Annotated in this window: 18 protein-coding genes and 2 pseudogenes; 10 read left to right on the forward strand and 10 right to left on the reverse strand. The window is 74.8% G+C overall.

The window, feature by feature from the left end; genetic code table 11:
* A pseudogene (locus tag E1284_RS43180) lies at nt 1–623 on the forward strand (hypothetical protein); the annotation flags it as partial.
* Here the strand turns inward: E1284_RS43180 and E1284_RS20810 are convergent.
* The 4 genes and pseudogenes from E1284_RS20810 to E1284_RS20825 all read right to left on the reverse strand — a co-directional run.
* A pseudogene (locus tag E1284_RS20810) lies at nt 555–1,127 on the reverse strand (response regulator transcription factor); the annotation flags it as partial. The pseudogenes E1284_RS43180 and E1284_RS20810 overlap by 69 nt on opposite strands.
* 207 nt (nt 1,128–1,334) lie before the next feature.
* Entirely contained in the window at nt 1,335–2,288 is a 954-nt protein-coding gene (locus E1284_RS20815) for an ornithine cyclodeaminase family protein (protein WP_131941399.1), read from the reverse strand.
* A gap of 28 nt (nt 2,289–2,316) precedes the next feature.
* Nucleotides 2,317–2,916 carry a histidine phosphatase family protein gene (locus E1284_RS20820; protein ID WP_131941402.1) on the reverse strand — a complete coding sequence of 200 codons (600 nt, stop codon included), beginning with the start codon at nt 2,914–2,916 and terminating at the stop codon, nt 2,317–2,319.
* A 45-nt stretch (nt 2,917–2,961) separates the two neighbouring features.
* Nucleotides 2,962–4,437: an FGGY-family carbohydrate kinase gene (locus E1284_RS20825; protein ID WP_243714627.1), complete on the reverse strand. Its 1,476-nt coding sequence runs from the start codon at nt 4,435–4,437 to the stop codon at nt 2,962–2,964.
* A 241-nt stretch (nt 4,438–4,678) separates the two neighbouring features.
* Here E1284_RS20825 and E1284_RS20830 point away from each other — a divergent pair, with 241 nt between their 5' ends.
* The 8 genes from E1284_RS20830 (at nt 4,679) to E1284_RS20865 (ending at nt 17,778) form a co-directional block, all read left to right on the forward strand.
* Complete coding sequence (locus tag E1284_RS20830; RefSeq protein WP_131941407.1) at nt 4,679–5,467, forward strand: DeoR/GlpR family DNA-binding transcription regulator; 789 nt, start codon at nt 4,679–4,681, stop codon at nt 5,465–5,467.
* 67 nt (nt 5,468–5,534) lie between these two features.
* On the forward strand, nt 5,535–6,596 hold the full coding sequence (locus E1284_RS20835; RefSeq protein WP_131941409.1) for a 2-hydroxyacid dehydrogenase: 1,062 nt from the start codon (nt 5,535–5,537) through the stop codon (nt 6,594–6,596).
* A gap of 31 nt (nt 6,597–6,627) precedes the next feature.
* Nucleotides 6,628–8,040: an FGGY-family carbohydrate kinase gene (locus tag E1284_RS20840; RefSeq protein WP_131941413.1), complete on the forward strand. Its 1,413-nt coding sequence runs from the start codon at nt 6,628–6,630 to the stop codon at nt 8,038–8,040.
* Between the two features lie 228 nt (nt 8,041–8,268).
* On the forward strand, nt 8,269–11,049 hold the full coding sequence (locus tag E1284_RS20845; RefSeq protein ID WP_131941414.1) for a glycoside hydrolase family 78 protein: 2,781 nt from the start codon (nt 8,269–8,271) through the stop codon (nt 11,047–11,049).
* Nucleotides 11,046–12,314, forward strand: coding sequence for an ABC transporter substrate-binding protein (locus E1284_RS20850; RefSeq protein WP_131941416.1), 1,269 nt, complete (start codon nt 11,046–11,048; stop codon nt 12,312–12,314). Before E1284_RS20845 ends, E1284_RS20850 begins: the two co-directional genes overlap by 4 nt.
* A gap of 3 nt (nt 12,315–12,317) precedes the next feature.
* Nucleotides 12,318–13,268 carry a carbohydrate ABC transporter permease gene (locus tag E1284_RS20855; RefSeq protein WP_131941419.1) on the forward strand — a complete coding sequence of 317 codons (951 nt, stop codon included), beginning with the start codon at nt 12,318–12,320 and terminating at the stop codon, nt 13,266–13,268.
* Nucleotides 13,265–14,092, forward strand: coding sequence for a carbohydrate ABC transporter permease (locus E1284_RS20860; protein ID WP_243714628.1), 828 nt, complete (start codon nt 13,265–13,267; stop codon nt 14,090–14,092). Before E1284_RS20855 ends, E1284_RS20860 begins: the two co-directional genes overlap by 4 nt.
* Before the next feature lie 5 nt (nt 14,093–14,097).
* Nucleotides 14,098–17,778 (forward strand): glycosyl hydrolase, encoded by a 3,681-nt coding sequence (locus E1284_RS20865; RefSeq protein WP_207923867.1) that lies wholly within the window; start codon nt 14,098–14,100, stop codon nt 17,776–17,778.
* 52 nt (nt 17,779–17,830) lie between these two features.
* Here E1284_RS20865 and E1284_RS20870 read toward each other — a convergent pair whose 3' ends face one another.
* Nucleotides 17,831–18,817, reverse strand: coding sequence for an ABC transporter ATP-binding protein (locus tag E1284_RS20870; protein WP_131941421.1), 987 nt, complete (start codon nt 18,815–18,817; stop codon nt 17,831–17,833).
* 355 nt (nt 18,818–19,172) lie between these two features.
* On the opposite strand from E1284_RS20870, the gene E1284_RS20875 reads away from it, so the two are divergent.
* Nucleotides 19,173–20,228: a S1 family peptidase gene (locus E1284_RS20875; protein WP_243714629.1), complete on the forward strand. Its 1,056-nt coding sequence runs from the start codon at nt 19,173–19,175 to the stop codon at nt 20,226–20,228.
* 90 nt (nt 20,229–20,318) lie between these two features.
* Here the strand turns inward: E1284_RS20875 and E1284_RS20880 are convergent, their stop codons facing one another.
* The 5 genes from E1284_RS20880 to E1284_RS20900 all read right to left on the reverse strand — a co-directional run.
* A complete protein-coding gene (locus E1284_RS20880; RefSeq protein ID WP_131941427.1) occupies nt 20,319–21,050 on the reverse strand; it encodes a thioesterase II family protein in 732 nt (243 codons plus the stop codon).
* The gene (locus tag E1284_RS20885; protein WP_243714630.1) at nt 21,047–21,676 is read right to left on the reverse strand and encodes a GNAT family N-acetyltransferase; all 630 of its coding nucleotides are present in this window, start codon (nt 21,674–21,676) and stop codon (nt 21,047–21,049) included. The genes E1284_RS20880 and E1284_RS20885 overlap by 4 nt, the downstream gene beginning before the upstream one ends.
* Nucleotides 21,669–21,878 carry an MbtH family protein gene (locus E1284_RS20890; protein WP_131941429.1) on the reverse strand — a complete coding sequence of 70 codons (210 nt, stop codon included), beginning with the start codon at nt 21,876–21,878 and terminating at the stop codon, nt 21,669–21,671. The genes E1284_RS20885 and E1284_RS20890 overlap by 8 nt, the downstream gene beginning before the upstream one ends.
* Nucleotides 21,879–21,889: 11 nt before the next feature.
* The gene (locus E1284_RS20895) at nt 21,890–25,831 is read right to left on the reverse strand and encodes an amino acid adenylation domain-containing protein (protein WP_243714631.1); all 3,942 of its coding nucleotides are present in this window, start codon (nt 25,829–25,831) and stop codon (nt 21,890–21,892) included.
* Nucleotides 25,828–26,697: condensation domain-containing protein (locus E1284_RS20900; protein ID WP_243714632.1), on the reverse strand; the 870-nt coding region annotated here is incomplete at its 5' end. The genes E1284_RS20900 and E1284_RS20895, both read right to left, overlap by 4 nt.

The raw sequence follows: 26,697 nt of genomic DNA on the forward strand, positions 1-26,697 counted from the left end.
TCCCGCAGGAGGCGTACGTGTTCACCGGGTCCCTGTACGACAACCTCGCCTACTACGCGCCCGGGGCCGGGCCCGAGGAGGTCGGCCGGGCCGTGGACGCGCTCGGCCTGGCCGGGCTCGTCCGGGACCTCGGCGGCTACGGCGCGCAGCTGCGCCCGGGCGCGCTGGGCGAGGCGCGCCGGCAGCTCATCGCGCTGTGCCGCGCCTACCTGGCGCCGCAGCCGCTCGTCGTCCTGGACGAGGCCGCGTACCGGCTGGACGCGGCCGCCGAGGCGCGGGCTGAGGAGGCGTTCGCGCGGCGGCCGGGCACGCTGATCGTCATCGCGCACCGGATCAGCTCGGCCGCCCGCGCCCGCCGCGTCCTCGTGCTGGACGGGACCCGCGCCCACCTCGGGCGGCACGCGGACCTGCCCGCGGCCTGCCCGCTCTACCGGGACCTCATCGGGCGCTGGGAGGCCGGCGCGCGGCCGCCGTCACAGCCAGCCGGCGTCCTCGGCGATCCGGATGGCCTGCACCCGGTTCTGCGCGCCGACCTTGCGGTTGATGCGGGACAGGTGGTTGCGGACGGTGCCGATGGTGAGAACCAGATCCTCGGCGATCTGCGCCGCCGAGGCGCCCCGTGAGGCGAGCGAGAGCACCTCGGTCTCCCGCTCGGTGAGCGGGTTGCCCGCCGAGGTCAGCTCGGTGAAGGCCATGTCGGGGTCGATGACGCGCGCGCCGCCCGCGGCCCGCCGGATCGCGTCCACGAGGTCGCCGGGCGAGGTGTCCTTGATGACGAGCCCGCTGGCCTGCGCGGCGACCGCCCGGCGCAGGTCGCCCGTCCGGCAGCGTCCCGCCATGAGGACGGTGCTGCACTCGGGGACGGCCTCGCGCAGCGCGCGCGCCGCGGCGAAGCCGTCCAGTCCGGGGAGGGCGACGTCGATGAGCGCCACGTCCGGCCGGTGCCCGCACGCGGTGCGCAGCACCTGCTCACCGGAGCCGATCGCGGCGACGACGTCGATGTCCTTCACCCCCTCGAGTAACGCGACCAGCCCGCCGCGAAGGAGCGGCGCTCCCTCGGCGAGAAGTATCCGAATCATTTTCGTCTCCATTGGCCAGCCACCCACAGTGGCCCTGGAAGAACCCATTACCGAGGTCGCGCATTCGCGGGCGGCGATCTCGTCGGCAATCCCGGGATTCGGTCGGGACGAAAAGGAGGTTGCATTCAGTCACCTTGACGGAGGGCCAGGGGCGATATTACCGAGAGAAGTCAACACTATTCAGGGCGTCATTGTAAAGAAGGGGGCACAACGGTCACAGAGCGGTATTCCGCAACATTCGCGGCGCACACCTGATCACGTCAGGAAATCGAACTCCACTCCCACGCCCGCGTGCCGGGCCGCCCGGTAGGCCGTCCAGCTCAGCGCGAGGTCCTGCCAGGGCAGCCCGACCGGCGCGTACACGGTGACCTCGCCGCGCCGCACCCGGCCGGGCACCTGGCCGCACAGCAGGTCGCGGAGCGTCCCGGCGGCGTGCTTCACGTCGAGGCCCGCACCGGCGAGCACGCCCATCTCGACCGCGAGCGGGACGTCGTCGACGACGACCCGGGCGCCCTCCAGCAGGTCGGCGCCCAGTTCGGCCTTGCCGGGCTCGTCCGCGCCGAGCGAGGTGAGGTGCGTGCCGGGCGCCACGTCGGCGGCGTGCAGGAGGGGGCGGCGCGCCCACGTCGCCATGACGACGATCCCGGCGTCCCGGACGGCGGCGCGCGGGTCGGCGGCGACCGAGGCCGGGACGCCGAGCCGGGCGCCGTGCCGCTCGGCGAAGGCGGCGGCGCGCCCGGCGTCCAGGTCGCAGACGGTGAGGCCGCGCACCTCTCGCAGCTCCGCCAGGCCCCGCATGACCAGCTCCGCCTGCGCGCCGGCGCCGATCACCGCGACGGTGCCCGCGTCGGGGCGGGCGAGCGCGTGGGTGCCGAGCGCGGCGGCGAGGCCGGTGCGCCAGGCGGTCACGGTGGCCGAGTCCAGCTGCGCCAGCAGCTCGCCGGTGCCGAGGTCGTGCAGGCAGACGACGCCGCGCAGCGCCGGGCGGCTGCCCGGGAACTTGGCGTTGACCTTCACCGTGTAGGCCGGCACCTCCGCCACGACGCCGGGCAGCAGCGCGGTCGCCGTGCCCTGGCCGGGGAGCTTGGTGATCACCCGGCGCGCGGCCGTCCCGTCCGCGGCGGCGGTGAATCCGCGGCGCAGCGCGTCGAGGCAGGTGGCGGGGTCGAGCAGCGCCTCAAGGTCGGAACGGTTCAGAAGGAGCGTCACGGGACCATTCTCCCGCAGGGCGGGGGCGTCAGCCGGTGGGCACGTTGTAGGCCATCAGCGCGGCGGTGCGCCCGGTGACCCGCAACTCGGTGACGGCGCAGTTGCGGACCTGCGGGAACACCGTGCGGTAGGACGACGGCGCGATCCCGAGCAGCCCGCACAGGGTCAGCCGCAGCAGCGTGTTGTGGGCGACCACGAGGACGCGCTCGCCGCGGTGGCGGGCGGCGATGCGGCGCAGCACCGCCGTGCCGCGCTCGACCGCCTTGCGCGGGTCCTCCGCCCCGGGGAACGCGCCGCGCACCGGGTCGGCGAGGAACGCCGCCGCCTCCGCGGGGTCCAGCTCGGCGAGGGTGCGGCCCTCGGCGGAGCCGAAGTCCACCTCGGCGAGGTCGCCGTCGATCGTGAGCGGGCACCCGAGGGCGGACGCCGCCGGGGCCGCCGTCGCCCGCGCCCGGCTCAGCGGCGAGGCCCACACCGTGTCCACTCCGGCCCCGGCCGCCCACCGGCCGAGCCGCGCGGCCTGCTCCCGCCCCGCCGCGGTGAGCGCGACGTCGCTGACGCCCGCGTACCGGTTCTCCGCGTGCCATACGGTCTCGCCGTGCCGGACGAGGTACAGGGTCGTGCTCACCGTGTCGTCCCCCCTGGTCTTCCCATTGGTCTCCCCCATGCCCTTCTACCCGTGCTCCCGTGCGTGGGCGGCCGCTTCGGAGGGTAGCCAGCCGCGGTTCTCCAGTTCGTCCACCAGCCGCCGGAACGGGGCGGCGAAGCGCTCGGCCATGCCCGGACGGGGCTCCACGACCGTGCGGATGCGCACCATCGACTCGGCCACGTCGGCCGGCGAGCGCCCGGGCGTCGTGCCGTAGGCGGCGAGGACCGCCATGCCGAGCGCCGCGTCGGCGTGCTCGGGGATGCGGGCCGGGCGGCCGAGGACGTCCGCCCTGAGCCGGGTCCAGTAGTCGCTGCGGACCGCGCCGCCGGTGAAGGTGACCGGGTCGTCGACGGCGGCGCCGAGCCCGCGCACGTAGGCCAGCGCGAGCCGCTCGACGAGCGCGACGCCCTGCAGCAGTGCGGCGTGCCGGTCGCCCTCGTCGCGGGGCGTGCCGAGCATGAAGCCCTCGGCCTGCGGCGCGAGGAAGGGGAACCGCTCGCCGGGCGAGACCAGCGGGTAGGCGACCGCGCTCGACGGCTCGTGGCGGGCGGCCAGGGCGTCCAGCCGGGGCAGGTCCGCGACGCCGGCGAGGACGCCGCCGCCCACGCTGGACGCGCCGCCGGGCAGCCAGGACCCGTCCGGCGCCCGGTGGCTGTACATGACGCCGGCCGGGTCGCGGACGGGCGCCTCCGACACGCCCTTGAGGACCAGGGTGGTGCCGAGCACCGAGTTCCACCGGCCGACCCGCAGCGCGCCCGAGCCGAGCTGCGCGGCGCAGCCGTCGGTCATGCCCGCGACCACCGGCGTGCCCGCCGCCAGCCCGGTCTCGGCGGCGGCCCGCGCGCCGACCTCGCCGAGGACCGTCCCGGGCCGGACGACCTCGGGGAACAGCGCGGCGGGCAGCCCGAGCCGGTCGTGCAGGTCGCGCGGCCACCGCTCGCCGAGGAGGTCGTAGCCGGTCTTGAGGGCGTGGCTGGAGTCGGTGGCCACCGGCGTCCCGACCAGCCGGGCGGTGACCAGGTCGGCCTGGTGGGCGAGGCGGGCGCGGGCCAGGTCGCCGGGCCGGGCGCGGGCCAGCCACAGCACCTTCGCCAGCGCCCAGGACGGCTGGACGCGGTGCCCGAGCCGCTCCCACAGCTCCGCCCCGGCCTCCTGCGCGCGGCGGGCCTCGTCGGACGCCCGCGCGTCGTCGTACATGAGGCCGCCGGTCAGCGGCCGCCCGTCCCGGTCGGTGAGGAGCACGGTGCCGGAGGTGGAGCACACCGCCACACCGCGCACCGACTCCGGGGCGCGGTCCCGCAGCGCCTCCCGGACGGCCAGGGTGACGGCCGTCCACCAGTCGCCGGGGCGCTGCTCGTGCCGCGCGCCGTCCCGCCGCCCGGTCAGCGGGGCCGACCCGCGTCCGGCGACCCGGCCGTCGGCGGTGACGGCGAGCGCCCGCACCCCCTGGGTCCCGACGTCCACGCCGACCCACACCGGTCCGGACGCGCCAGTTCGCACAGCACTCCCCCTACTTTTATCGTTCTGGGATGTTAACTTATAGCGCCGGAGCATCACAACAACCCCTTGTTATCGTCCCGATGGGCGGACCCGGGCGCGCCGCCAGGGTTGACGTGGCCGGTTCCGGTGCGGAAAGCTCGTTCTTCCTGAGGTGATGGTTGTTAAGATCACGGACGTAGATATCGTCCGTGCGGGTGGCGGATCGCCGGTGTCCGGCGGGCGGCCGCGAGAGGATCGCAGCATGACGAAGGAGATCAGCGGGCGGCGCGGCCCCGACGCGCGCCGCCAGGCCATCGCCGACCATGTGCTGTCCGCGGGCTCGGTCACCGCGGGCGACCTCGCCGAGCGGTTCGGCGTCAGCCTCATGACGATCCACCGCGACCTCGACGACCTGGAGCGGCAGGGCATCGTCCGCAAGTACCGGGGCGGCGTCACCGCGCAGCCCTCCGGGGTGTTCGAGAGCAACGTCGCCTACCGCATGAAGTCGATGCGGCCGGCCAAGGACGCCATCGCCGCGAAGGCCGCCGAGCTCGTGGAGCCCGGCATGGCGGTGATGCTCGACGACTCCACCACCACGCTGGCGCTGGCCCGCCGGCTGGGCGGCATCACCCCGCTCACGGTGGTCACCAACTTCCTGGAGACGACCAATCTGCTGGCGCGCGAGCGCGGCATCCGGCTGATGGCGCTCGGCGGGGAGTACGACTCGCTGCACGACTCCTTTCTAGGGGTCCCGTGCGTGGACGCGGTCACGGCGCTCCACGTCGACCTGTGCTTCGTGTCGACCTCCGCCGTCTCCGGCGGGTTCGCCTACCACCAGGAGCAACACATCGTGTCGGTCAAGCGGGCCATGCTCGACGCCGCCGCGCGCAACGTCCTACTCGTCGACCACTCCAAGCTCGGCCGCGTCGCGCTGCACCGGGTGGCGCCGCTGTCGGCGTTCGAGCGCGTCATCGTCGACGACGGCGCGAGCGGCGAGGTCCTGCGCGACCTGGACGAGCACAAGGTCGCCTACGAGGTGGCCGCCACCTGACCGGTCCGGGCCCCGGTGCCCGCACATCCGAGAACCCGACGGGAGCGACCTTCATGAGAGTGACGCGATGAGAGTTCTGGCCGCGGGAGACCGCTTCGTCCTGCCGGACCTGCTGGCCGGCGCGCTGGCCGCCGAGCTCGGCGGCGCCGCCGAGGTCCGGCGGCTGGAACTGCCGTGGCCGGACGTCCCGTTCGGCCCGGTGGCCGAGGTGGACGAGGCGTCCGGCGACGAGGACACCATGATCGAGGCGCTCGCCGGCATGGACGCGTGCGTCACCCAGATGGCCCCCGTCACCGCCAAGGTCCTGGACAACGCCCCCGGCCTGCGGCTCGTCGCCGTCGCGCGGGGCGGCCCCGTCAACGTCGACCTGGACGCGGCCACCGCGCGCGGCGTGCGGGTCTGCTACGCGCCGGGCCGCAACGCGACCGCGACCGCCGAGTACACCGTCGGGCTGATGCTCGCCGTGCTGCGCCGCATCCCCGAGACCCACGCCGCGCTGGCCGGCCGGCGCGAGTGGGGCGGGCGCTACTACGCCTACGAGGCCACCGGCCTGGAACTGGAGGGGACGCCCGTCGGGCTGATCGGCGGCGGCGCCGTCGGCGGCCGGGTGGCGCGCATCCTGGAGGGCTTCGGCGCCGACGTCCAGATCTACGACCCCTACCTCCCGGGGGCCGGCGCCGCGAGCAGTGTTCCCCGAGGGGGGGCGACCCCCCACACCCCCCGGAGCGGCTTCGCCGCGAGTCTGGACGATCTGCTGCGCCGCTCCCGCGTGGTCTCCCTGCACGCCCGGCTGACCCCCGGGAACCGCGGCATGATCGGCGCCCGCGAGCTGGCGCTGATGCCGCCCGGCTCGGTGCTGGTGAACTGCGCGCGGGGCCCGCTGGTGGACGAGGACGCGCTGTGCGACGCGCTGGAGTCGGGCCACCTGATGGGCGCCGGCCTGGACACCTTCGCCGTCGAGCCGCCGCCCGCCGGCTCGCGCCTGTTCGGCCTGCCGGGCGTCGTGATGACCCCGCACCTGGGCGGCGCGTCCCGCGCGGTGGCCGAGCGGGCCGCCCGCATCGTCGCCGCCGAGGTGGGCCGGCTGCACCGGGGCGAGCCGCTGGCGCACTGCCTCAACCCGGCCTGATCCGCGTCCGGACAAGGCGAGGAGGTCGACGATGTACGTCGGGATCGATGTCGGCACGTCCGTGGTGAAGGCCGCGGCGTTCGACGAGGACGGCCGGGCCCTCGCGGTCGAGTCGCGCCCGGCCCGCACGCTGCGCGGAGACGCCCGGGTCGAGCAGGACGCCGAGGAGGTCGTGGCCGCCGCCGGGGAGGTGCTCGGCGCGCTCACCGCGCGGCGGCGCCCCGCGGCGGCCGGGGTGACCGGCCAGGGCGACGGCGTGTGGCTGCTGGACGGGCGGGCCCGGCCGGTCCGTCCCGCGATCTCCTGGATGGACGGCCGCGCCGCCGCGATCGTCACCGAGTGGACGGCGAGCGGCGTGGCGGCGGAGGTCTTCGCGCGGACCGGCAACGCCATGTTCCCCGGCTGCCCGGCGCCGCTGCTGGCCTGGCTGGACCGGCACGAGCCCGCCGCCCTCGACGCCGCCGCCACCGCGGCCTACTGCAAGGACGTCGTGTTCCAGCGGTTCACCGGGGTGCGCGCCACCGATGCGAGCGACGCCTCGGTGCCGTTCCTCGACCCCCGCACGCGCGACTACGACCCCGGCGCCCTCGCCGCCTGCGGGCTGTCCCACCGGGCGGACCTGCTCGCGCCGGTGGCCGTGCCGCTGCCGCGGGGCGTCCCGCTGGACGGGGTCCCGCTGCCGCCCGGCACGCCGGTCACGGCCGGCCCCTTCGACGTGCCCGCGTGCGCCCTCGGGGCGGGGGTGACCGAGCCCGGCGACGGGCTGCTGATCATCGGGACGACGCTGGCCTGCCTGGCCGTGGTGGACGAGCCCGCGCTGGACGGCCCGCCGACCGGGTTCCACTTCGCCACCGGGCGGCCGGACCGGTGGCTGCGCGGCATGCCCGCGATGGTCGGCACGGCGGCGCTGGAGTGGGTGCTGGCGCGGGTGGGCGCGTCCCACCGCGACCTGGACGGCCTGCTGGCGGCCTCGCCGCCGGGGGCGCGCGGCGTGCGGGTGCTGCCGTTCTTCTCCCCCTCGGGCGAGCGCGCGCCCTTCGTCGAGCCGGCGGCGCGCGCGGAGATCACCGGGGTCAGCCTGGAGACCACCACCGCCGACCTGGTGCGGGCGACCTGCGAGGGCATCGCCTACGCGGCGCGGCACTGCCTGGACGCCGCCGGGCTGCGCGGCGCGCTGTCGGTCGCGGGCGGCGGCACCCGCAGCGCGCGCTGGCTGGAGCTGTTCGCCGACGTGCTCGGCCGCCCGCTGCGGGTCGCGGCGGAGGAGGCCGGCGCACGGGGCGCGGTGCTCGCGGGCGGCCACGGGCTGGACGCCGCGGCGTGGACGCGCCCGGCCTCGGTGCGCGACCCCGACGCGGCCCGCGCCGCCTTCCACGACGCGGAGTACCGGGAGTACCTGGCGCGGGTGGAGACCGCCCGCGAGCGCTGGCGCGCCGCTTTATAACACTCGCGCACGTTGTTATCGCACCCCGATCTACCGGGTCGGCGACCGACCGAACACGGCCGGACTTACCGGCTTTCGGCGCTTTGACCGGTGAAGACGTGGGTCGCGAGCGCGTGCGGCACTGTGATCTACCTGACATCTTGACACTGAATCCCGGTATCTCTACGCTCCATCTCACATCCAGAAGTGTTAAAACCGCATGACAACGAAACGAACGGAGGCGGAGGCATGAGCGACCGCTCCACCGCGGCACTGGCGCCCTACGGCCTCCGCTGCGCGCACCTGGCCGAGCCGATGGGCGTCGACGACCCCGCGCCGCTGCTGGCGTGGCGGCTCGCGTCCGGCCGGCGCGGCGACGCGCCGGCCCGCTACCGGGTGCGTGTCTGGGCCGTCCCCGCCGGCGCGTCCGAGGACGAGACGCAGGTCTGGGACACCGGCGAGGTCGACGACCCGGCCGCGGTGTCCGTCCGCTACGCGGGCGCGCCGCTGCTCCCCCGCACCCGCCACCGCTGGGAGGTCGCCGTCACCGCCGGGGACGGCGCGACCGCCGCGGCCGGATCCTGGTTCGAGACCGGGCTGCTCGGCCCGGCGGCCTGGCGGGCGTCCTGGATCACCCACGACACCGGCGACCTCGACGTGGTCGACGCCCCCGAAGAGGGGGAGCTGGCGATCCCCGACCACGGCCTGCAGCCCGCGATCCGGCTGCGGCGCACGTTCCACACCGCCGCGGCGCCCGTCCGCGCCCGCCTCTACGTCACCGCCCGCGGGCTCTACGAGATGCGGCTGAACGGGCGGCGCGCCGGCGACGCCGAGCTCGCGCCGGGCTGGACCGACTACCGCGACCGGATCGACTACCAGGTCCTCGACGTGACCGCGCTCGTCGGCGCCGGCGAGAACGTCCTCGCCGCGACCCTCGCGGACGGCTGGTGGAGCGGCTTTGCCGGCTTCGACGCGCGCCGCCCCGGCGCCCACTACGGAACGTTCCCGGAGCTGCTCGCCGAGCTGCACCTCGACCACGCCGACGGAAGCCGCGAGGTCATCGCCACCGACGGCACCTGGCGGACCCGCCGCTCCCCCGTCCGGTACGCCGACCTGCTGAAGGGCGAGTGCCACGATCTGCGCCTCGACACCCCCGGCTGGGACCGCCCCGCGTTCGGCGGTGCGGACGGCTGGCGTCCCGCGCAGGTCACCGGCGCCGACCGCGGACTGCTGACCGCCTCGGTGGCGCCGCCCGTGCGGGCCGTCGCGGAACTGCCCGCCCGCACCGTCACCCGCACCGGCGCCGGCCGGCACCGGGTGGACTTCGGCCAGAACTTCGCCGGCCGCGTCCGGCTCCGCGCCCGCGGCCTCACCCCCGGCGCCCGCGTGGTGATCCGGCACGCCGAGGCCCTGGACGGCGACGGCGCCCTCTACACCGCCAACCTGCGCACCGCCGACGCGACGGACGTCCTCATCGCGGGCGACGACCCCGAGGCCGTGTTCGAGCCCCGCTTCACCTACCACGGGTTCCGGTACGCGGAGGTCACCGGCCTCGCCGAGCTGGACGCCGCCGACATCACCGGCGTCGTCCTGCACAACGACACCCCGCGGACCGGCGACTTCGCCTGCTCCGACCCGGACGTCGAGCGCCTCTACCAGGCCGTCCGCTGGGGGCAGCGCTCCAACTTCGTCAGCGTCCCCACGGACTGCCCGCAGCGCGACGAGCGGCTCGGCTGGCTCGCCGACGCGCAGGTGTTCCTCCCGACCGCCTGCCTCAACGCCGACGTCGCCGCCTTCTTCGCCGGCTGGCTGCGGGAGGTCCGCGGCGCCCAGTCCCCCGGCGGCGCGTTCACGAACGTGGCGCCGAGGCTGGCCGGCGTCGCCGACGAGGGCGCGCCCGGCTGGGGCGACGCCGGGGTCATCGTCCCCTGGCACCTGTACCGCGTGTACGGGGACGAGCGCTTCCTCGAAGACAACCTCGACGCCATGTGCGCGTGGGTCGACCACGTCCACCGCCACAACCCCGACCTGGTGTGGCGGCACCGCGTCGGGCCGCACTACGCCGACTGGCTCGCCCCCGAGCCGACGCCGCGCGAGGTCGTCGCGACCGCCTACTTCGCCCGCAGCGCCGACCTCACCGCCCGCGCGGCCGAGGTCCTCGGCAGGCGGGACGCCGCGGAGCGGTACGGCACGCTCGCCGGGCACGTCCGCAAGGCGTTCGCCGAGCACTTCGTCACGCCCGAGGGCCGGGTGTCCGGCGACACCCAGACCGGCTACCTGCTGGCCCTGGCGTTCGGGCTGCTCCCCGGCGGCCTCGTCCGGCCCGCCGCCGACCGGCTCGCCGAGCTCGTCGAGGCGGCGGGGCCCGGCCCCACCACCGGGTTCCTCGGCGTGGGGCTGCTCGCCCCGGTGCTGGACGAGTGCGGGCGCCCCGACCTCGCGCACGCGCTGCTGCGCAGGACCGACCCGCCGTCCTGGCTGCACCCGCTGCGGCACGGCGCGACCACGATCTGGGAGCGCTGGGACGGCTACACCGAGGAGCGCGGCTTCCAGGCCGCGGCGATGAACTCTTTCAACCACTACGCGCTCGGCTCGATCGGCGAATGGCTCTACCAGGGCGTCGCCGGGCTGGGCCAGGCACCCGGCTCCGCCGGCTACCGCGAGCTGCTGGTCCGCCCCCGGCCCGGCGGGCTGGACTGGGCGCGCGCCTCCTACGAGTCGGTGCGCGGCACCGTCGCGACCGCGTGGGCGCGCGTGGACGGCGAGCTGCGGCTGGAGGTGAGCGTGCCGCCGGGGGCCACCGCGATCGTGCACGTGCCGACCGGCGATCCCGGCGGCGTGCGCGAGAGCGGGGTCCCGGTGGCGGCCGCCGCCGGGATCGACGTCCTCGGCACCGGGGCGGGAACGCTCCAGTGCCGGGTCGCCTCGGGGGACTACCGCTTCACCGCGTCCGAGGCCGCCGTGTCCGCGGCGGCACCGGACGCGCAGAACCATCGCGGCGCAGGGCCGCGTTTCGAGGAGGACTCATGACATCGTCCACGGGGCTCAGCCGCCGCGGCTTTCTCGGGCTGACCGGCGGCGTCGCCGCCATGGGCGCGCTCGCCGCCTGCGGCGGGACGTCCGGTTCGGGCGGCGGGGGCGGGACGCTGCGCCTGGTCGGCGTCGCCGACCAGCAGAAGCCGCTCGAGCTGCTGACCAAGGAGTACACCAAGAGCAAGTTCAACGCGTCCTACGCGCCCACCGACCAGGTGCAGACCTCGGTGCGCACGCAACTCGGCGCGGGCAACGCCCCCGACGTGCACGTGGTGTACCCCGGCAACGGGTCGGCGATGAGCATGGCGCAGATCTCCCAGGCCGGCCTGCTGGCCGACCTGAGCGGCCAGGCCTGGACGAAGCGGATCCCGGCCGGGCTGAAGCCCGCGTTCGAGAACAACGGCAAGACCTACATCTACTCCGCCGGCTCCAGCGTCATCGGCGCCGTCTACAACAAGAAGGTCTTCCAGGAGGCCGGCGTCGAGCCGCCCACCACCTGGCAGGGCTTCCTGGACGTCTGCGAGAAGATCAAGAAGAAGGGCAAGGTGCCGATCGCGCTGGGCGCGCAGACCCAGTGGGTCACCCAGCTGATCACCTACGCGCTCGTCCCGTCCACGGTCTACGCCAAGAACCCGAAGTTCGACGAGCAGATGAAGGCGGGTTCGGCGAGCTTCGCCGGCTCGGGCTGGGCGGACGCCTTCGAGATGTACCTGGAGCTGCAGAAGCGCGGGTACTTCAACGACAACCCCAACGGCACGACGTTCGAGCAGCAGACCGCCATGGTCGCCACCGGCAAGGCCGCGATGGCGATCCAGGTGTCGGCCGTGCTGCCCGACTTCCGCAAGTCCGCCGCCGACGCCGCCGACCTCGGCATGTTCCCGGTGCCCGGGGCCGACGACGCGGGCCAGGTGTGGATCCCGGCGGGCGTCGTCGTCGGCCTCGGGGTCAGCGCCCGCGGCAAGAACGTGGACGAGGCCAAGGCGTTCATCGAGTTCCTCGGCGAGCAGCGGAACATGAACCGGTGGGCCGAGGCCGTCGCCTGCGTGCCGCTCAGCCGCGACTCCACGTCCAAGATCGACCCGGTGCTGGAGCCGTTCCTGCCGTTCATCGACGGCAACAAGGCCGTGCCGTTCATGGACCAGGCGTGGCCGAACGCCGAGATCCAGCCGGCCCACTTCGCGGTGGTCCAGGAGCTGCTGGGCGGCAAGACGTCGGTGAACGCGGCGCTGAAGAAGCTGGACGAGACCTACCGGAAGAACTGACCCGTGACCTCGACCACTCGCCCCGCCCCGGCGAAGTCCGCCGCGCCGCCGGGCGCGCCGGGCCGCCGCCGGCGGCGGGGCGCCCGCTTCCTGTCCCCGCCGTGGTGGTTCGCGGCGCCCGCCCTGGCCGTCTACGCCCTGGTGGTGCTGTACCCGAGCCTCAGCGGCATCGTGTACGCCTTCACCGACTGGAACGGCCTCGGCGAGCGGAGCTTCAACGGCCTCGCCAACTTCACCCGGCTGTTCCGGGACGAGGCGGCGCGCGGCTCCCTGGTCAACACGCTGCTGCTGACGGTCGCGATCGTGTTCGTGCAGAACGGGATCGGGCTGCTGCTGGCGCTCGGCGTGCACGCCCGGATCAAGTCGCGGACCGTGCTGCGGGTGGTGTTCTTCGCCCCGGCCGTGGTCAGCCCGGTGATGGTGGCGTTCCTGTGGAAGTACATCTACAACCCGGCGCCGGGCGCGGGCCTCAACGGCGTCCTCGGCGCGGTCGGGCTGGGCTCGCTGCGGCAGGACTGGCTCGGCGACCCGTCGCTGGCGCTGTGGTCGGTCGCGGGCATGGTGATCTGGCAGTTCGCCGGGTACTCCATGGTGATCTTCCTGGCCGGGCTGGAGGGGGTGCCCGCCGAGCTGCACGAGGCCGCGATGATCGACGGCGCGGGCCGGTTCCAGCGGTTCAGGAACGTGACGTGGCCGATGCTGGCGCCCGCCGTCACCATCAACCTGATGCTGTCGACCATCGGCGGGCTCAAGCTGTTCGACCAGGTCTACGCCGCGACAAGCGGCGGTCCCGGCCACGCCAGCGAGACGCTGTCCACCGTCCTGTACAAGCAGGCGTTCGTCTTCGGCAACTACGGCTACAGCACCTCGATCGCACTGGTGCTGGCGCTGTTCGTCGCGGCGGTGTCGATGGTGCAGATCCACTACCTGAGGGGCCGGGAGGTGAGCGCGTGAACCTACGGTACGGGCTCCGCACGTTCGGGCTGGAGATGGTGATGATCGCCGCGGCGGTCGCCTTCCTGTTCCCCGTGTACGCCCTCGTCACGCTCTCGCTCAAGGACCAGCGGGAGGTCGCCGAGTCACCGCTGGCCCTGCCGTCGGACCCGGCGCTGGACAACTACTCCGCCGCCTGGACGCGCGCGGAACTCGGCCCGGCGCTGTTCAACAGCACGGTGATCACGGTGGCGAGCCTGCTGGTGCTGATCGCGGTCGGCTCGTTCGCCGCCTACTTCCTGTCGCGCACCGCGTCCCGGCTGGGCTACGGGCTGTACGTGCTGTTCCTGCTCGGCATCGTGCTGCCGTTCCAGCTCGGGATGATCCCGCTGTTCAAGCTGGTGGACGGGGCGGGCCTGCTCGGCACCCACGCCGGCATGATCGTCTTCTACAGCGGGATCCAGCTGCCCTTCACGATCTTCCTCTACACCGGGTTCATCCGGGCGCTGCCGAGCGACTACGCCAACGCCGCGCTGATCGACGGCGCCGGGCACGTCCGGGCGTTCACCCGGGTGGTGTTCCCGCTGCTGCGGCCGATCACCGGTACCGTGCTCATCCTCAACGCGGTGTTCATCTGGAACGACTTCTTCACGCCGCTGCTGTACCTCGGCGGCTCGACCCGCGAGACGGTCCCGGTGAAGGTGTTCTCCTTCGTCGGCCAGTACGTCTCGGACAACGGGCTCGTTTTCGCCGGGCTGGTGCTGGCCTCGCTGCCGATCCTGGCGGTGTTCCTGCTGCTGCAGCGGTACGTCATCAAGGGCTTCGCGAGCGGGCTGAAGGGGTGAACCCGGTGATCCCGGACCGGCTCCGCGCGGTGCTGGACGCGCCGCCCCGCGCGTACTCCCCCGCGCCCATCTGGTGGTGGAGCGGCGAGCGGCTCGACCGGCGGCGGCTGCGCGACCAGCTCGGGCGGTTCGCCGAGGGCGGCGTGTACAACCTCGTGATCCTGAACCTGGCGCCGTCCGGGCCGATGTTCGGCTCCGACGCCGACGAGCCCGCGTTCTTCACCGACGCCTGGTGGGAGCTGCTGGACGGCGTGTGCGAGGACGCCGCCGGGCTCGGGGTGTCGCTGTGGTTCTACGACCAGCTCGGGTTCTCCGGCGCCGACCTCCAGGCGCGGCTGGTGCGGGACGTCCCCGAGTTCGCCGGGCAGTGGCTGGAGCCGGACGGCGGCACCACGGCGCGCGGCTTCGACTACCTGTCGGCGCCGGCGTGCGCGGCGCTGCTCGACCGCGTCCACGGGGAGTTCGAGCGGCGCCTCGGGCACCGCCTCGGCACCGTCATCGCCGGCTCCTTCCAGGACGAGCTGCCCGCGCTGCCGACCTGGACCGAGGGGTTCGCGGCGGAGTTCGCCGCCCGCCGCGGCTACGACCCGACCCCGCACCTGCCGTCCCTGTGGAAGGGCGGCGGCGAGGCGGGCGAGGTCCGCCGCGACTACCACCTCACCCGGGCGGAGCTGGCCGAGGAGGCGTTCTTCCGGCCGCTGGCCGAGTGGCACGAGCGGCACGGGCTGCTGCACGGCTGCGACCAGCAGGACCCGGCCCGCGCCGGGCACCCGGTGGACGGGGTGCGCCTCTACGCCGACTACGCCCGCACGCACCGCTGGTTCGGCGCGCCCGGCTCCGACCACCACGGCGACGCCCGGATCCACGCGTCCCTGGCCCACCTCTACGGCCGCGACCGGGTGTGGATCGAGGCGTTCCACTCCAGCGGATGGGGCGGCACGCTGGAGGAGACCTTCGACTGGCTGCTGCCGTGGCTGCGCGCGGGCGCCACGCTCTACAACCCGCACGCGGTGTACTACTCGACCAAGGCGGGCTGGTGGGAGTGGGCGCCGCCCTCGACCGACTGGCGGCAGCCCTACTGGCCGCACCACCGGGTGTTCGCCGACGCGGTCACGCGGCTGTGCGCGGCGCTGTCGCTGGGCCGCCACGTCTGCGACACGGCCGTGCTGCTCCCGACCGCGACCGCCCAGGCCGGGACGCGGCTCGACGGCGTGGACGCGTCCGCCGCGCTCGCGCAGGAGACCTACCGGGCGCTGGTCGGCGACATGGCGTGGTTCCGGATGGCGCCCGGGGCCCTCGACCGGTTCCGCGTCGACGCCGACGTCATCGACGACGACTCCGTCCGGCGCGCCGCGGTCGCCGGCGGCCGGCTGAACGTCGCGGACGAGTCCTACGCGACCGTGCTGCTGCCGGCGTGCACGGTGCTCGAAGGGGAGACCGCCCGGCGGCTGGTCGCGCTGATCGAGGCGGGCGGCCGGGTGGTGGCCGTCGGCCCGCCGCCCCGGCGCGGCGTCGGCGATCCGGCCGCCGGGCAGGCCGTGGCGGAGCTGGCCGCGCTGCTGGAGACGGTGCCGGACGCGGGCGCGCTCGGCCCCCTGCTGGACGGCTCCCGGCGGGTCGAGGCGCCGGTCCCGGCCCTGGTCCGCGAGGTCGACGGCGCGACCGTCGTCTTCGTGACGGCCGCCGAGTCGATGGCGTCCCGCGTGTCGGTCGGCCGCCCGGACGAGCGCGGCATCGACCTGGGCTGGCTGGACGTGGCCTACGACTTCGATCCCGGCCGCTACCACCGCGACATGCCGGTCCGGGTCCGCGGCGCGGCGGGACCGGCCTACCTGGTGAGCCCGTTCGGCGGCCCGCCCCGGGAACTGCCCGTCACCTCCACCGGCGCGGGCGCGGAGGTCGTCGTGCCGTTCGACGACGGCCCGGCCGCCCTGCTGGTGTTCCCGGGCACGGCCACCGGGCGGGAGCACCGGCCGCCGGCCGCCGCGCACGGCCCGGCGACCGAACTCGACCTGGGCTCCGCCTGGGACATGGAACTGGTGCCGACGCTCGACAACACCTGGGGCGATTTCGCCCGTCCCGCCGGTGCGATGGCACAGCTGGAGCGCTGGCGGCTCTGGCACCGGGCGGAGGACGGCTCGTCCGCCGACTGGGCTCCCGTCCACGCGACGTTCGGCCCGCACGGCGTCCGGTCGACCGGGGACGAGTGGCGGCCGGTGGTCTACTCCGACTCGCGCGGCATCCGCAAGGACCCGGTCCACCGGCCGGTCCTCGGCCCGAAGGGCCACGTCCCCGAGGAGTTCCTCGACTTCGGCGACGTCGAGGCCGGGCGGGAGGCGGTCCTGCGCACCCGCGTGACCGTGCCCGCCCCCGGCGGCTTCCCGGTGCTCGGCTTCCCCGCCGCCAAGACGCTCCTGGCGGACGGGACCGAGATCCCGCTCGACGACCGCGGCTACCTCGCGGTGGCCGGCGAGCCGCTCGCGCCGGGCGGGCACCTGCTGGAGCTCCGCCTGGTCCCCGGCGAGGACGTGCGGCTGCGCGGCCACCTGTCCGTCGCGACCGACCCCGGCCGCTGCGTCCGGCCCGAGTGGATCACCGCCGGCGGGACCGCGCGCCCGGGCGCGGACGTCGCCCTCGGCACCGAGCTGCCGCGCGGCACCGGCCCGTCCGTCCTGCAGGTGGCGTCGGCGTCGCCGTGCCGGATCCTGCTCGACGGCGCGGAGATCGGCCGGCAGGGCGGCTTCGACCCGTACGCCGAGCAGGCGGCGCCCCGCGTCGGCCGCTACGACCTGCCGGACGCGCCCGGCGCCCGCCTCACCCTCGCTCTCACCGAGGGCGGGAGCCCGGCGGCGGTCCTGGTGGACGGGCCGGTGGTGTCCGGCGCCGGCTGGACCGCGACCCGCGACGGCGCTCCGGCGCCGGTCGTGCCCAGGCGGGCGCAGACCGGCGATCCCGCCGCCCTGCACCTGCGGCGCCGCCCGCACCCGCTGCCCGGCGCGCACTGGCTGGAGGACGACGCAGGCGACACCGGCGACGGAACCGTCCTGCCCGCGACCTTCGCCGTCCCCGACGCCCTGCCCAGGACCGAGCTGCTGCGCTTCGCGGTGCCGCCGGGCGCGACGGGGATGCGCTTCACCGCACGCGCCGAGGTCACCGCCGTGCTCCTCGACGGCGTTGCGCTGCCCGCCGCCGACGACGGCTCGGGGCGCTTCGACGTCGGGCTCCCCGGCCGCGCGAGCCCGGTCCGGACCGCCGAGCTGCGGCTGCGGACCCGGCCGGAGCACCGGGAGGGCGCGGCGCTCGCGGGGCCGGTCGAGTTCACCGTCGGCGCGGGCACGATCGAGCTGGGCGACTGGGAGGACGCGGGGCTCGCCGGATACAGCGGCGGCGTCCGCTACCGGCGCGTCCTGGACCTGCCGGCCGCCCCGGCGAGCGCGGTGCTCGACCTCGGCCGCGTCCGCGGCACCGCCGAGGTGGCGGTGAACGGGCACCCGGCGGGCGTGCGGATCTGCGCCCCCTACGCCGTCGACCTCGGCACGGCCCTGCGCGAAGGCCGCAACGAGATCGAGATCGTCGTCTACGGCACCCTCGCCCCCTACCTCGACGAGACCAGCCCGACCCACTTCGTGTTCCCCGGCCAGCGCACCTCCGGCCTCCTCGGCCCAGCGACCCTCATCCTCCTTTGACCTGCGGCGTGTTGTTGTTATGAGCGGCCGGATAACAACAACACGCCGCAGGTCAACGGGGGCGGCGGAAGGTGGTGAGGGTGTCCCAGTCGTTGAGCCAGTCGCGGCCCTGCTCGTCGATGAAGGAGCCGGGCGGCGGGGTGACCCGGTGGTCGCGCAGCCAGGCGCCGGGGCGCCGCATGGACGGGCGGAGCCGGCCGTCGCTCGGCATGAGCTGCGGCTGGATCGGCGCCGGCATCGGCGGGGTCTGCGGCTCGGCGGCGATGTCGGCGACGTCCTTCTCCTCCGCCATGCCGATGGGGCCCTGGCGGCGGGCGTTGAAGAACTGGTGGACCGCCGGGTGCGTGCTGGACAGCACCATCTCCCGGGGCCCGAACATCACCAGGCCGCGGCGGAACAGCAGGCCGAGGTTGTCGGGCAGGACGCGGGCGGTGCCGATGTCGTGGGTGACGATGAGGAACGTGGCGCCGAGCTCGGTGTTGAGGTCGACGAACAGCTGGTTAAGGTAGGCGGTGCGGACGGGGTCGAGGCCGGAGTCCGGCTCGTCCGCCAGGATGATCTCGGGGTCCAGGACGAGGGCGCGGGCGAGCCCGGCGCGCTTCTTCATGCCGCCGGAGATCTCGCCGGGCAGCTTGTTCTCCGACCCGGTCAGGCCGACCATGTCCATCTTCTCCAGCACGATGCGCCGGATCTCCGTCTCGCCCTTCCTGGTGTGCTCGCGCAGCGGGAAGGCGATGTTGTCGTAGATGTCCATGGAGCCGAAGAGGGCGCCGTCCTGGAACAGCACGCCGAACTTGCGGCGCATCTCGTAGAGCTCGTCCTCGCGCAGCCGCGGGACGTCGCCGCCGCCGACGTACACGTGGCCGCGGTCGGGGCGCAGCAGCCCGACGAGGTTCTTCAGGAACACCGACTTGCCGGTGCCGGACGGCCCGAGCAGCGCGGATATCTCGCCCGCGGGGATCGTGAGCGACACGTCCTCCCAGATGACCTGCCGCCCGAACGACTTCCGCAGCCCTTCCACCCGGATCTCGACGCCCATGGGCACTCCCGTGCCGGGGAACCGGGGGCGGGGGTTCCGCGTCAGAGTGTCCGGTCCCCCGCCGCTTCGACTGTACGTCGGGAACGGCGCGCCGGGGAGGCCCACATCGGACGCCCGGTCCGCAAGGCCGGAGTCCGGGATGCGCGGCCGCATCCCGAGACATAATCGCGTTCGGTTCGCCGGGCCGGGAGTCCGGCATGCCCGGACTGACCACCTGCGGCCCCGCAGGATGCCAACGACGCCGCCCGGAATTGGTCACCTTCTGCGTCTTACGTCCGCATTGACGGTTCTTACACCATGTCGAGGACCTCCGGCGCACCACAAGGGTGCGCCAACCCCCCCGCTGGAGGCACAAGTGAAGAACCGTCACAGGCGCGTCGGCGCCGCCGCCGTCACCGCGGCCGCGGCCGGACTCGTGGCCGCCACCCTCGCGACCGCTCCCGCCGCGTCCGCCAGCCCCGCCGCGCCGGCCGCTCCCGCCGCGCCCGGCACGCTGGCGACCTCCCTCGCCCAGCAGCTCGGCGCCCAGACCGCGGGCTCCTACCTCAAGGGCGGAAAGCTGGTCGTCACGGTCACCAGCGCGCAGGCCGCGCAGGCGGTCCGCGCCGCGGGCGCCGTGCCGAAGACCGTCGCGCGCAGCGGCGCCGACCTGGCGAAGGTCATGAAGGCGCTCGACCGCGAGGCGGCCGTCCCCGGCACCGCGTGGGCGGTGGACCCGGCGACCAACCAGGTCCTGCTCACCATGGACAGCACGGTCAAGGGCGCCAAGCTCAAGAAGGTGAAGGCCGCGGTCGCCGAGCAGGGCGCGGCGGTCCGCACCGAGCGCGTCGCCGGGACGTTCCAGAAGCTCACCCGCGGCGGCGAGGCCATCTACACCGGTGGCGCGCGCTGCTCGCTCGGCTTCAACGTCCGGTCCGGCAGCACGTACTACTTCGTCACCGCCGGGCACTGCACCAACATCGGCACGACCTGGACCGACAGCTCGGGCCGGACGCTCGGCCGCACCGTGGCCAGCAGCTTCCCCGGCAACGACTACGGGGTCGTGCAGTACACCTCGGCGCCCACCGACACGACCGGCAGCGTCAGCCTCTACTCCGGCACCCGCGACATCACGAGCGCCGGGAACGCGGCGGTCGGGCAGACCGTGTACCGCAGCGGCAGCACCACCGGCCTGCACAGCGGCCGGGTCACCGCGCTCAACCAGCGGGTGAACTACGCCGAGGGCAGCGTCAGCGGCCTCATCCGCACCACCGTGTGCGCCGAGCCGGGCGACAGCGGCGGCTCCCTGTTCGCGGGCTCCACCGCGCTCGGGCTGACCTCCGGCGGCAGCGGCAACTGCTCCTCGGGCGGGACGACGTTCTTCCAGCCCGTCACCGAGCCGCTCTCCCGCTACGGGCTGAGCGTCTACTGATCTCGCGGCACCACTGAGAGGACGGCACCGTGAGAGGCGGGCCGCCCCCACCCGGACTCCGTGGGGGCGGCCCGTCCGCCGTGTACGGGCTCAGGCGGGGACCTCGAGCGTGCGGAGGACCTCGGCGATGACGGCGGGCCGCCGGTCGGTCAGGTAGAAGTGGCCGCCGGGCAGCACCTTCAGCGCGAACCGCCCGTCGGTGACCCGCGCCCAGCCGCGCGCCTGCTCCGCTGTCACATGCCGGTCGGCGTCCCCGATGATCGCGGTGACCGGGACCGCCAGCCGCGTCCCGTCCCGGTGCGCGTAGTCCTCGATGAGCGCGAAGTCGTTGCGGACGTACGGCAGGACCAGCTCGCGCAGCTCCGGGTCCCGCAGGGCCTCGGCGTCGGTGCCGCCCAGTTCGATCATCTCGTCGACGAGGGCGTCGTCGTCCTTGCCGGCCACGCGCTCGCCGCCGCGGTCGTCCGGCGGCCGGGCGCCGGAGACGAAGACGTGCACCGGGGCGGCGTCCCGCTCCTGCAGCAGCCGCGCCACCTCGTAGGCGAGGACGGCGCCCATGCTGTGCCCGAACAGCGCGGCGGGCCGGTCCAGCAGCGGCGCCATCGCGCCGGCGACCAGGCGGGCGAGCCGGTGGGCGTCGGTGACGAACGCGTCCGCCATCCGGTCGGCGCGCCCCGGGTACTGGACGGCGTGCACCTCGACGGCCGGGCTGATCTCCTTCGCCCACGGCCGGTAGAACACCGCGGACCCGCCCGCGTGCGGCAGGCAGAACAGCCGCATCGACGCCCAGGGGCGCGTCTCGGCGCAGCGGAACCAGGTCACGTGACCAACTCCTCCTCCTCGTACCGGCGGGAGGCGCGGCGCGGGTCGTTCGGCAGCGGCCACGGCGCGACCCGCGGATCCGGGACGAGCTTCGGCGCGGTGGCCTCCGCCGCCACCTTGAAGCCCCGGCGGCGGTAGTTGGCGATCGCGTTCGGGTGGTCGAGGCTGCTGGTGCGCAGCCACACCCGCGCGGCGGGGCCGGCGTCGGGCGCCCACAGCTCGCCGCGCTGCCAGGCGCGGCGGGTGCACTGCTCCACGAGGTAGCCGCCGTAGCCGCGGCCGACGAACGCCGGGGTGAGGCCGACCAGGTGGATCTCGGTGTCGCCGCCCGGCTGCGCCTCGATCTCGAAGAAGCCCGCGATCGTGCCCTCGGCCATGGCGATCCACGTGGACAGCTCGGGGCGCTCCACCCAGGACCGCCACTGGCCGTACGTCCACGGGAAGCGGTCCGTCCAGCAGACGCGGGCGCCGACCGTCGCGTACAGGGCGCGGTTGACGTCGGCGGACGGCAGCGCCGCCAGCGTGAAGGTCATCTCGACGCCCGGCAGCGGCGCGGGGCGCAGGTCGGCCGCGTCCCGCATCTCCATGGTCCACTCGGTGACCGAGGGGATCTCCAGATCAGCCACCCATGGCCTCGATGAGGCTCTTAGGCCGCATGTCCGTCCAGTTCTCGCTGATGTAGTCGAGGCACGCCTGCCGGGTGTCCTCGTCCTTGGCCACCGTCCAGCCGGCGGGGACCTCGGCGAAGGACGGCCACAGCGAGTGCTGGCCCTCGTCGTTGACGAGCACCAGGTACGTGCCGTCCGGGTCCTCGAACGGGTTGCTCATCGGTATCCCTTTCAGTGTGAGCTGTGGAGCTTGTCCAGTTTGGCGGCCAGCACGGCACCCATCTCGGCGGCCGGGCCCGGGTCCAGGAGCAGGTGGTGCTCGGCGTCGACCGGGTAGTCCTCGATCTCTCCGTCGACGAGCGGGCCCCAGTTGCCGCGCGCGGTGGGCGAGTCCTCGGTGCGGCCCTGGAGCGCGGTGAAGAACACCATGTCGCCGCGGAACCGCCCCGGCCGGTACTCCTCGGCCTGCCGGAGCCCGTTCTCGTAGTTGCGGTAGACGTTGACGAGGTCGTCCTCGGCGAGGGTGGCGAGGGCGTCGTCGCGGTCGGCGAGGATCTCCATGATCTGCGGCATGTCGGGGTTGCCGTCGGGGGCGATCGCCGCGGCGTCGACGCCGATGCCCTGGAGCAGCTCGTGCAGGATCTCCCGCTCGTCCCCGGCGAGGTCCTGGCCGCGGTAGGAGTCGATGAGCGCGAGCAGCCCGACGCTCTCGCCGGCGGCCTGGAGCCGGACGGCCATCTCGTAGGCGACGAGCCCGCCGAGGGACCAGCCGGCGAGGTGGTAGGGCCCGGACGGCCGGACGGCCCGGATCTGCTCCAGGTAGTCCGCGGCCATCTCCTCGACCGACTCCGGCAGCTCGGAGCTGGTGAAGGCGCGCGCCTGCAGCCCGTAGACCGGCTGGTCGGGGCCGAGGTACCGCTGGAACTGCAGGTAGGGCCAGGCGAGGCCGCCGGCCGGGTGGACGAAGAACACCGGCGGGCGGGACCCGCCCGTCCGGATCGGGAGGAGCACCTCGAAGCCGATCCGGTCCCCGGGGTCGCCGACCCTGGCGAGCGCCTCCACGGTCTGGTGGGTGAACACGTCGCGGGGCGTCAGCTCGACCCCGGCCTGCCGCGCGCGGCTGACGAGCCTCAGCGCGGCGATGCTGTCGCCGCCGAGGTCGAAGAAGCTGACGTCCGCGCCGACCCGGTCGAGGCCGAGGACGTCGGCGACGACCCCGCACAGCCGCTCCTCCTCGGGGGTGCGCGGGTCGCGGCCGCCGGCGGCGCCGGAGTAGTCGGGCGCGGGCAGCGCCCGCCGGTCGAGCTTGCCGGTCGGGCCGACGGGGAAGGTGTCCATCCGGACGAACGCGGCGGGCACCATGTACTCCGGCAGCCGCTCGCGGACGTACTCGCGCAGGCCGTCCACCATGCGCTTTTCATCGGGGGGTCCAGGGGGGTCGTCCCCCCTGGCGGACAGGGCGGGCGCGATGACGTAGGCGACGAGGGCCTTGGCACCGGGCGCCTCCTCGCGGGCGATGACGGCGACGTTGGCGACGGCCGGGTGGCCGGCGATGACCGCCTCGACCTCGCCCAGCTCGATCCGGAACCCGCGGATCTTGACCTGGAAGTCGGCGCGGTCGACGTACTCCAGGTCGCCGCCGGGCCGCCACCGCATCAGGTCGCCGGTCCGGTACATGCGGTCGCCGGGCGCGCCGAACGGGTCGGCGACGAACCGCTCGGCGGTGAGCGCGGCCCGCCGCAGGTAGCCGCGGGCGACGCCGGACCCGGCGATGTACGCCTCGCCGACGACGCCGGGCGGGACGGGGCGCAGCGCCCGGTCCAGCACGTACACGCGCATGTCGGCGTAGGGCCGGCCGAGCACGGGCGTCCGCTCGGCCGGGTCGGCGAGGGGCGCGCGCTGCGGCGCGGCCGTCGCGTACGTGGTCGCCTCGGTCGGCCCGTACATGTGGACGACCTCGGTGTCCGGGCAGGCGTCGAGCACCTTGCGCATCGCGGCGGGCGACCCCGCCTCCCCGCCGGTCAGGACCTCGCGGACGCGGGCGAAGGCGTGCGGCCGCTCGTCGGCGACGAGGTTGAACAGGGTGGTGGTGAGGAAGACGGCGGTGAGGTCCTCGGTGGCGATGATCTCTTCGAGCGCGGCGCCGTCCAGGTGGCCGGGGGGCGCGAAGACGGCGGTGCCGCCGTGCAGCAGCGGCGTCCACAGCTCGTAGGTGGACGCGTCGAACGCGTGCGAGGAGTGGACGAGGACCCGCTCGTGGGCGCCGCCGCGCAGCCGGCCGTCGGTGGCGAGGTCGACGGCGTCGCGGTGCGTGATCACGACGCCCTTCGGCAGGCCGGTGGAACCGGAGGTGAAGAACACGCAGGCGGCCTGGTCCGGGTGGCACGGCACGCCCGGGTCGGCGGCCGGCGCGGCGGCGGTCTCCGGGTCGTCCATGGCGACGATCCGCGCGGCGGTGCCGAGGGCGGCGGCCCGGTCGCGCATCGGCCCGTCGACGAGCAGGACGGGCGCGCCGACCTCCTCGATCGCCCAGGCGACCCGCTCGGGCGGGTAGCTCTGGTGGATGGGCGCGTAGGCGCCGCCCGCCTTGAGGACCGCCAGGGACGCGACGGCGACGTCCGCGGACCGTTCGAGCAGGACGGCGACGCGGGACTCCCGGCGGACGCCGAGCCCGATCAGCCGGTTCGCGAGCCGGTTCGCGCGGGCGTCCAGCTCCGCGTAGGTGATGGTCGCGCCGGCGGCGCGCACGGCGGCCGCCTCCGGGGTCTTCGCGGCCTGCTCGGCGAAGCGGCCGGTGAGGGTGCCGGGCGTGCGGCCGGTCCGCGGGCCCTGCCAGTTCTCCAGGACGTCGGCGCGCTCCTCGTCGTCCAGCGTGCGGATGCGGCCGAGCGGCAGGTCGGGGCGGTGCGCGATGGCGTCGAGGATGCGCAGGAGGCGCCGCATCAGCCGCTCGGCGTCGGCGCCGCTGAACAGGTCGGGGCGGTGGTCGATGCGCAGGGACAGGCCGCGGCCGGGGACGGCGGCGAACGTCAGCGGGTAGTGGGTGGCGTCGTAGCCGTCCACGTCGCGGAGGGTGAGGCCGCCGAGGTCGGCGCCGGCGGCGTCCGGGTCGAACGGGTAGTTCTCCAGGACGGTCATCGTGTCGAACAGCGTCCCGGCCCCGGTGAGCCGCTGGATGTCGGCGAGGCCGAGGTGGTGGTGCGGCATGAGCGCGGCCTGCTCGTCCTGCAGGCGGGTGAGGGCCGCGGCGACGGTGTCGGCGGGCAGGACACGGACCCGGACCGGCAGGGTGTTGATGAACAGCCCGATCATCTGCTCGACGCCGGGGAGTTCGGGCGGGCGGCCGGACACGGCGGCGCCGAACACGACGTCGGTGGAGCCGGTGAGGCCGCCGACCAGCGTCCCCCACGCGAGCTGCAGGACGGTGTTGAGGGTGACGCCCTGGGCGCGGGCGCGCGCGCTGAGCGCGGTGGTGAGCTCTTCGGTGAGCGTCGTCCGGACGCGGCCGGGCGCGCCGGTGCCGGGCTCGGGTGCGCCGGGGGCCACGAGGGTGGGTTCGTCGACGCCGTCGAGGGAGCGGCGCCAGGCGTCCTCGGCGGCGGGGCGGTCCTGGGCGGCGAGCCACGCCAGGTAGTTCTTGTAGGGGGTGACGCGCGGCATGCCGGTGTCGTCGCCCTTGGCGAGGTAGAGCGCGAACAGCTCGGTCTGCAGGACGGGCGTGGACCAGCCGTCCAGCAGGATGTGGTGGTTGGTGAACACCATGCGGTGCAGGTCGTCCGCCATCTTGATGAGCATGAACCGCAGCAGCGGCGGCTTGGCCATGTCGAACGGCCGGGCGCGTTCCGCGCCGGCGAGTTCGCGGGCCTTCGCCTCACGGTCGGGTTCCGGGAGCGCGGACAGGTCCTCGTCCTGCCACGGCAGCCGCACCGCGCGGTGCACGACCTGGACCGGCGAGCCCTCCTTGCGCTGCCGGAACCCGGCCCGCAGGTTGGCGTGCCGGCGCAGCAGGGTCGCGGCGGCGGCCTTCAGCGCGTCCACGTCGAGGGGGCCGCGCAGGTCGAGCACGATCTGCGCGGTGTAGGCGTCGTGGCCGGAGTCGTAGAGGGCGTGGAAGAACAGGCCCTGCTGCAACGGGGACAGCGGGAGGATGTCCGCTAGCTGCGACTTGCTCAATCCAGCTCCCATTCACCGTCGAGCTCGGCGGCGAGCTCGTCGATCTCGTCCTGGCTGACGTCCACGAGGGACAGGTCGGACGGGGTGAACCCGCCGACGGGCCCTCCGGCGGCGCCGTCGACGACGTGCGCGACGAGTCCGCGCAGCGCCGCGTACCAGCGGCCGGCGAGGTCCTCGATCGCGGCGGCGTCGAACAACTCCCCGGCCCACGTCCAGGTGGCGGACAGCTCCGGCCCGCCCGGCAGGTCGCGGGTGTGCGCGTTGACCTCGATGGCGTGGACGAGGCCGAGCGCGGCGTCCTGCCCGCCGCCGAGCGCGTCGCTGTCGGCCAGGTCGGCCGGTCCCCAGTCGGTGGCCTCGGGCGCGGCGGAGCGGCCGAGGTAGTTGAACGCGATCTGCGGCTGCACGGCGAGGCCCGCGCCGGCGGCGGCGTCGAGGTGGCGCAGCAGGCCGTATCCGATGCCGTTGTCGGGGATCTCGCGGAGCTGCTCCTTGACCCGCTTCAGCGCGGTGCCCATGGCCGGGCCGCCCTCGCGGACGTCGGTGGGGTCGAGGCGGCCCGCGTCCAGCCGGACCGGGTAGATGGAGGTGAACCAGCCGGCGGTGCGGGACAGGTCGACGCCGGGGACGATCTCCTCGCGGCCGTGCCCCTCCAGGTCGATGAGGACGGCCGTCTCGTCGGACGTGCCGCGTTCGCGCCGCCATTCGGCGACGGCGAGGGCGAGCCCGGTCAGCAGGACGTCGTTGACCCGGCCGTGGAACGCGGCCGGGACCTCGGTGAGGAGCGGCTCGGTCACGTCGGCGGGCAGGTCGAGGGTGAGGTGCCGCGCGGTCCCGAACGTGTCGGCGGCCGGGTCGAGCGGGCG

This window comes from Actinomadura bangladeshensis (assembly GCF_004348335.1).
Taxonomy (GTDB): domain Bacteria; phylum Actinomycetota; class Actinomycetes; order Streptosporangiales; family Streptosporangiaceae; genus Spirillospora; species Spirillospora bangladeshensis.

Bases quoted from the DNA above. Each gene is read 5' to 3' on its own strand.
- E1284_RS20830 (WP_131941407.1), top strand. From the start codon at position 4,679: ATGACGAAGGAGATCAGCGGGCGGCGCGGCCCCGACGCGCGCCGCCAG.
- E1284_RS20835 (WP_131941409.1), top strand. From the start codon at position 5,535: ATGAGAGTTCTGGCCGCGGGAGACCGCTTCGTCCTGCCGGACCTGCTG.
- E1284_RS20840 (WP_131941413.1), top strand. From the start codon at position 6,628: ATGTACGTCGGGATCGATGTCGGCACGTCCGTGGTGAAGGCCGCGGCG.
- E1284_RS20845 (WP_131941414.1), top strand. From the start codon at position 8,269: ATGAGCGACCGCTCCACCGCGGCACTGGCGCCCTACGGCCTCCGCTGC.
- E1284_RS20850 (WP_131941416.1), top strand. From the start codon at position 11,046: ATGACATCGTCCACGGGGCTCAGCCGCCGCGGCTTTCTCGGGCTGACC.
- E1284_RS20870 (WP_131941421.1), bottom strand. From the start codon at position 18,817: ATGGGCGTCGAGATCCGGGTGGAAGGGCTGCGGAAGTCGTTCGGGCGG.
- E1284_RS20890 (WP_131941429.1), bottom strand. From the start codon at position 21,878: ATGAGCAACCCGTTCGAGGACCCGGACGGCACGTACCTGGTGCTCGTC.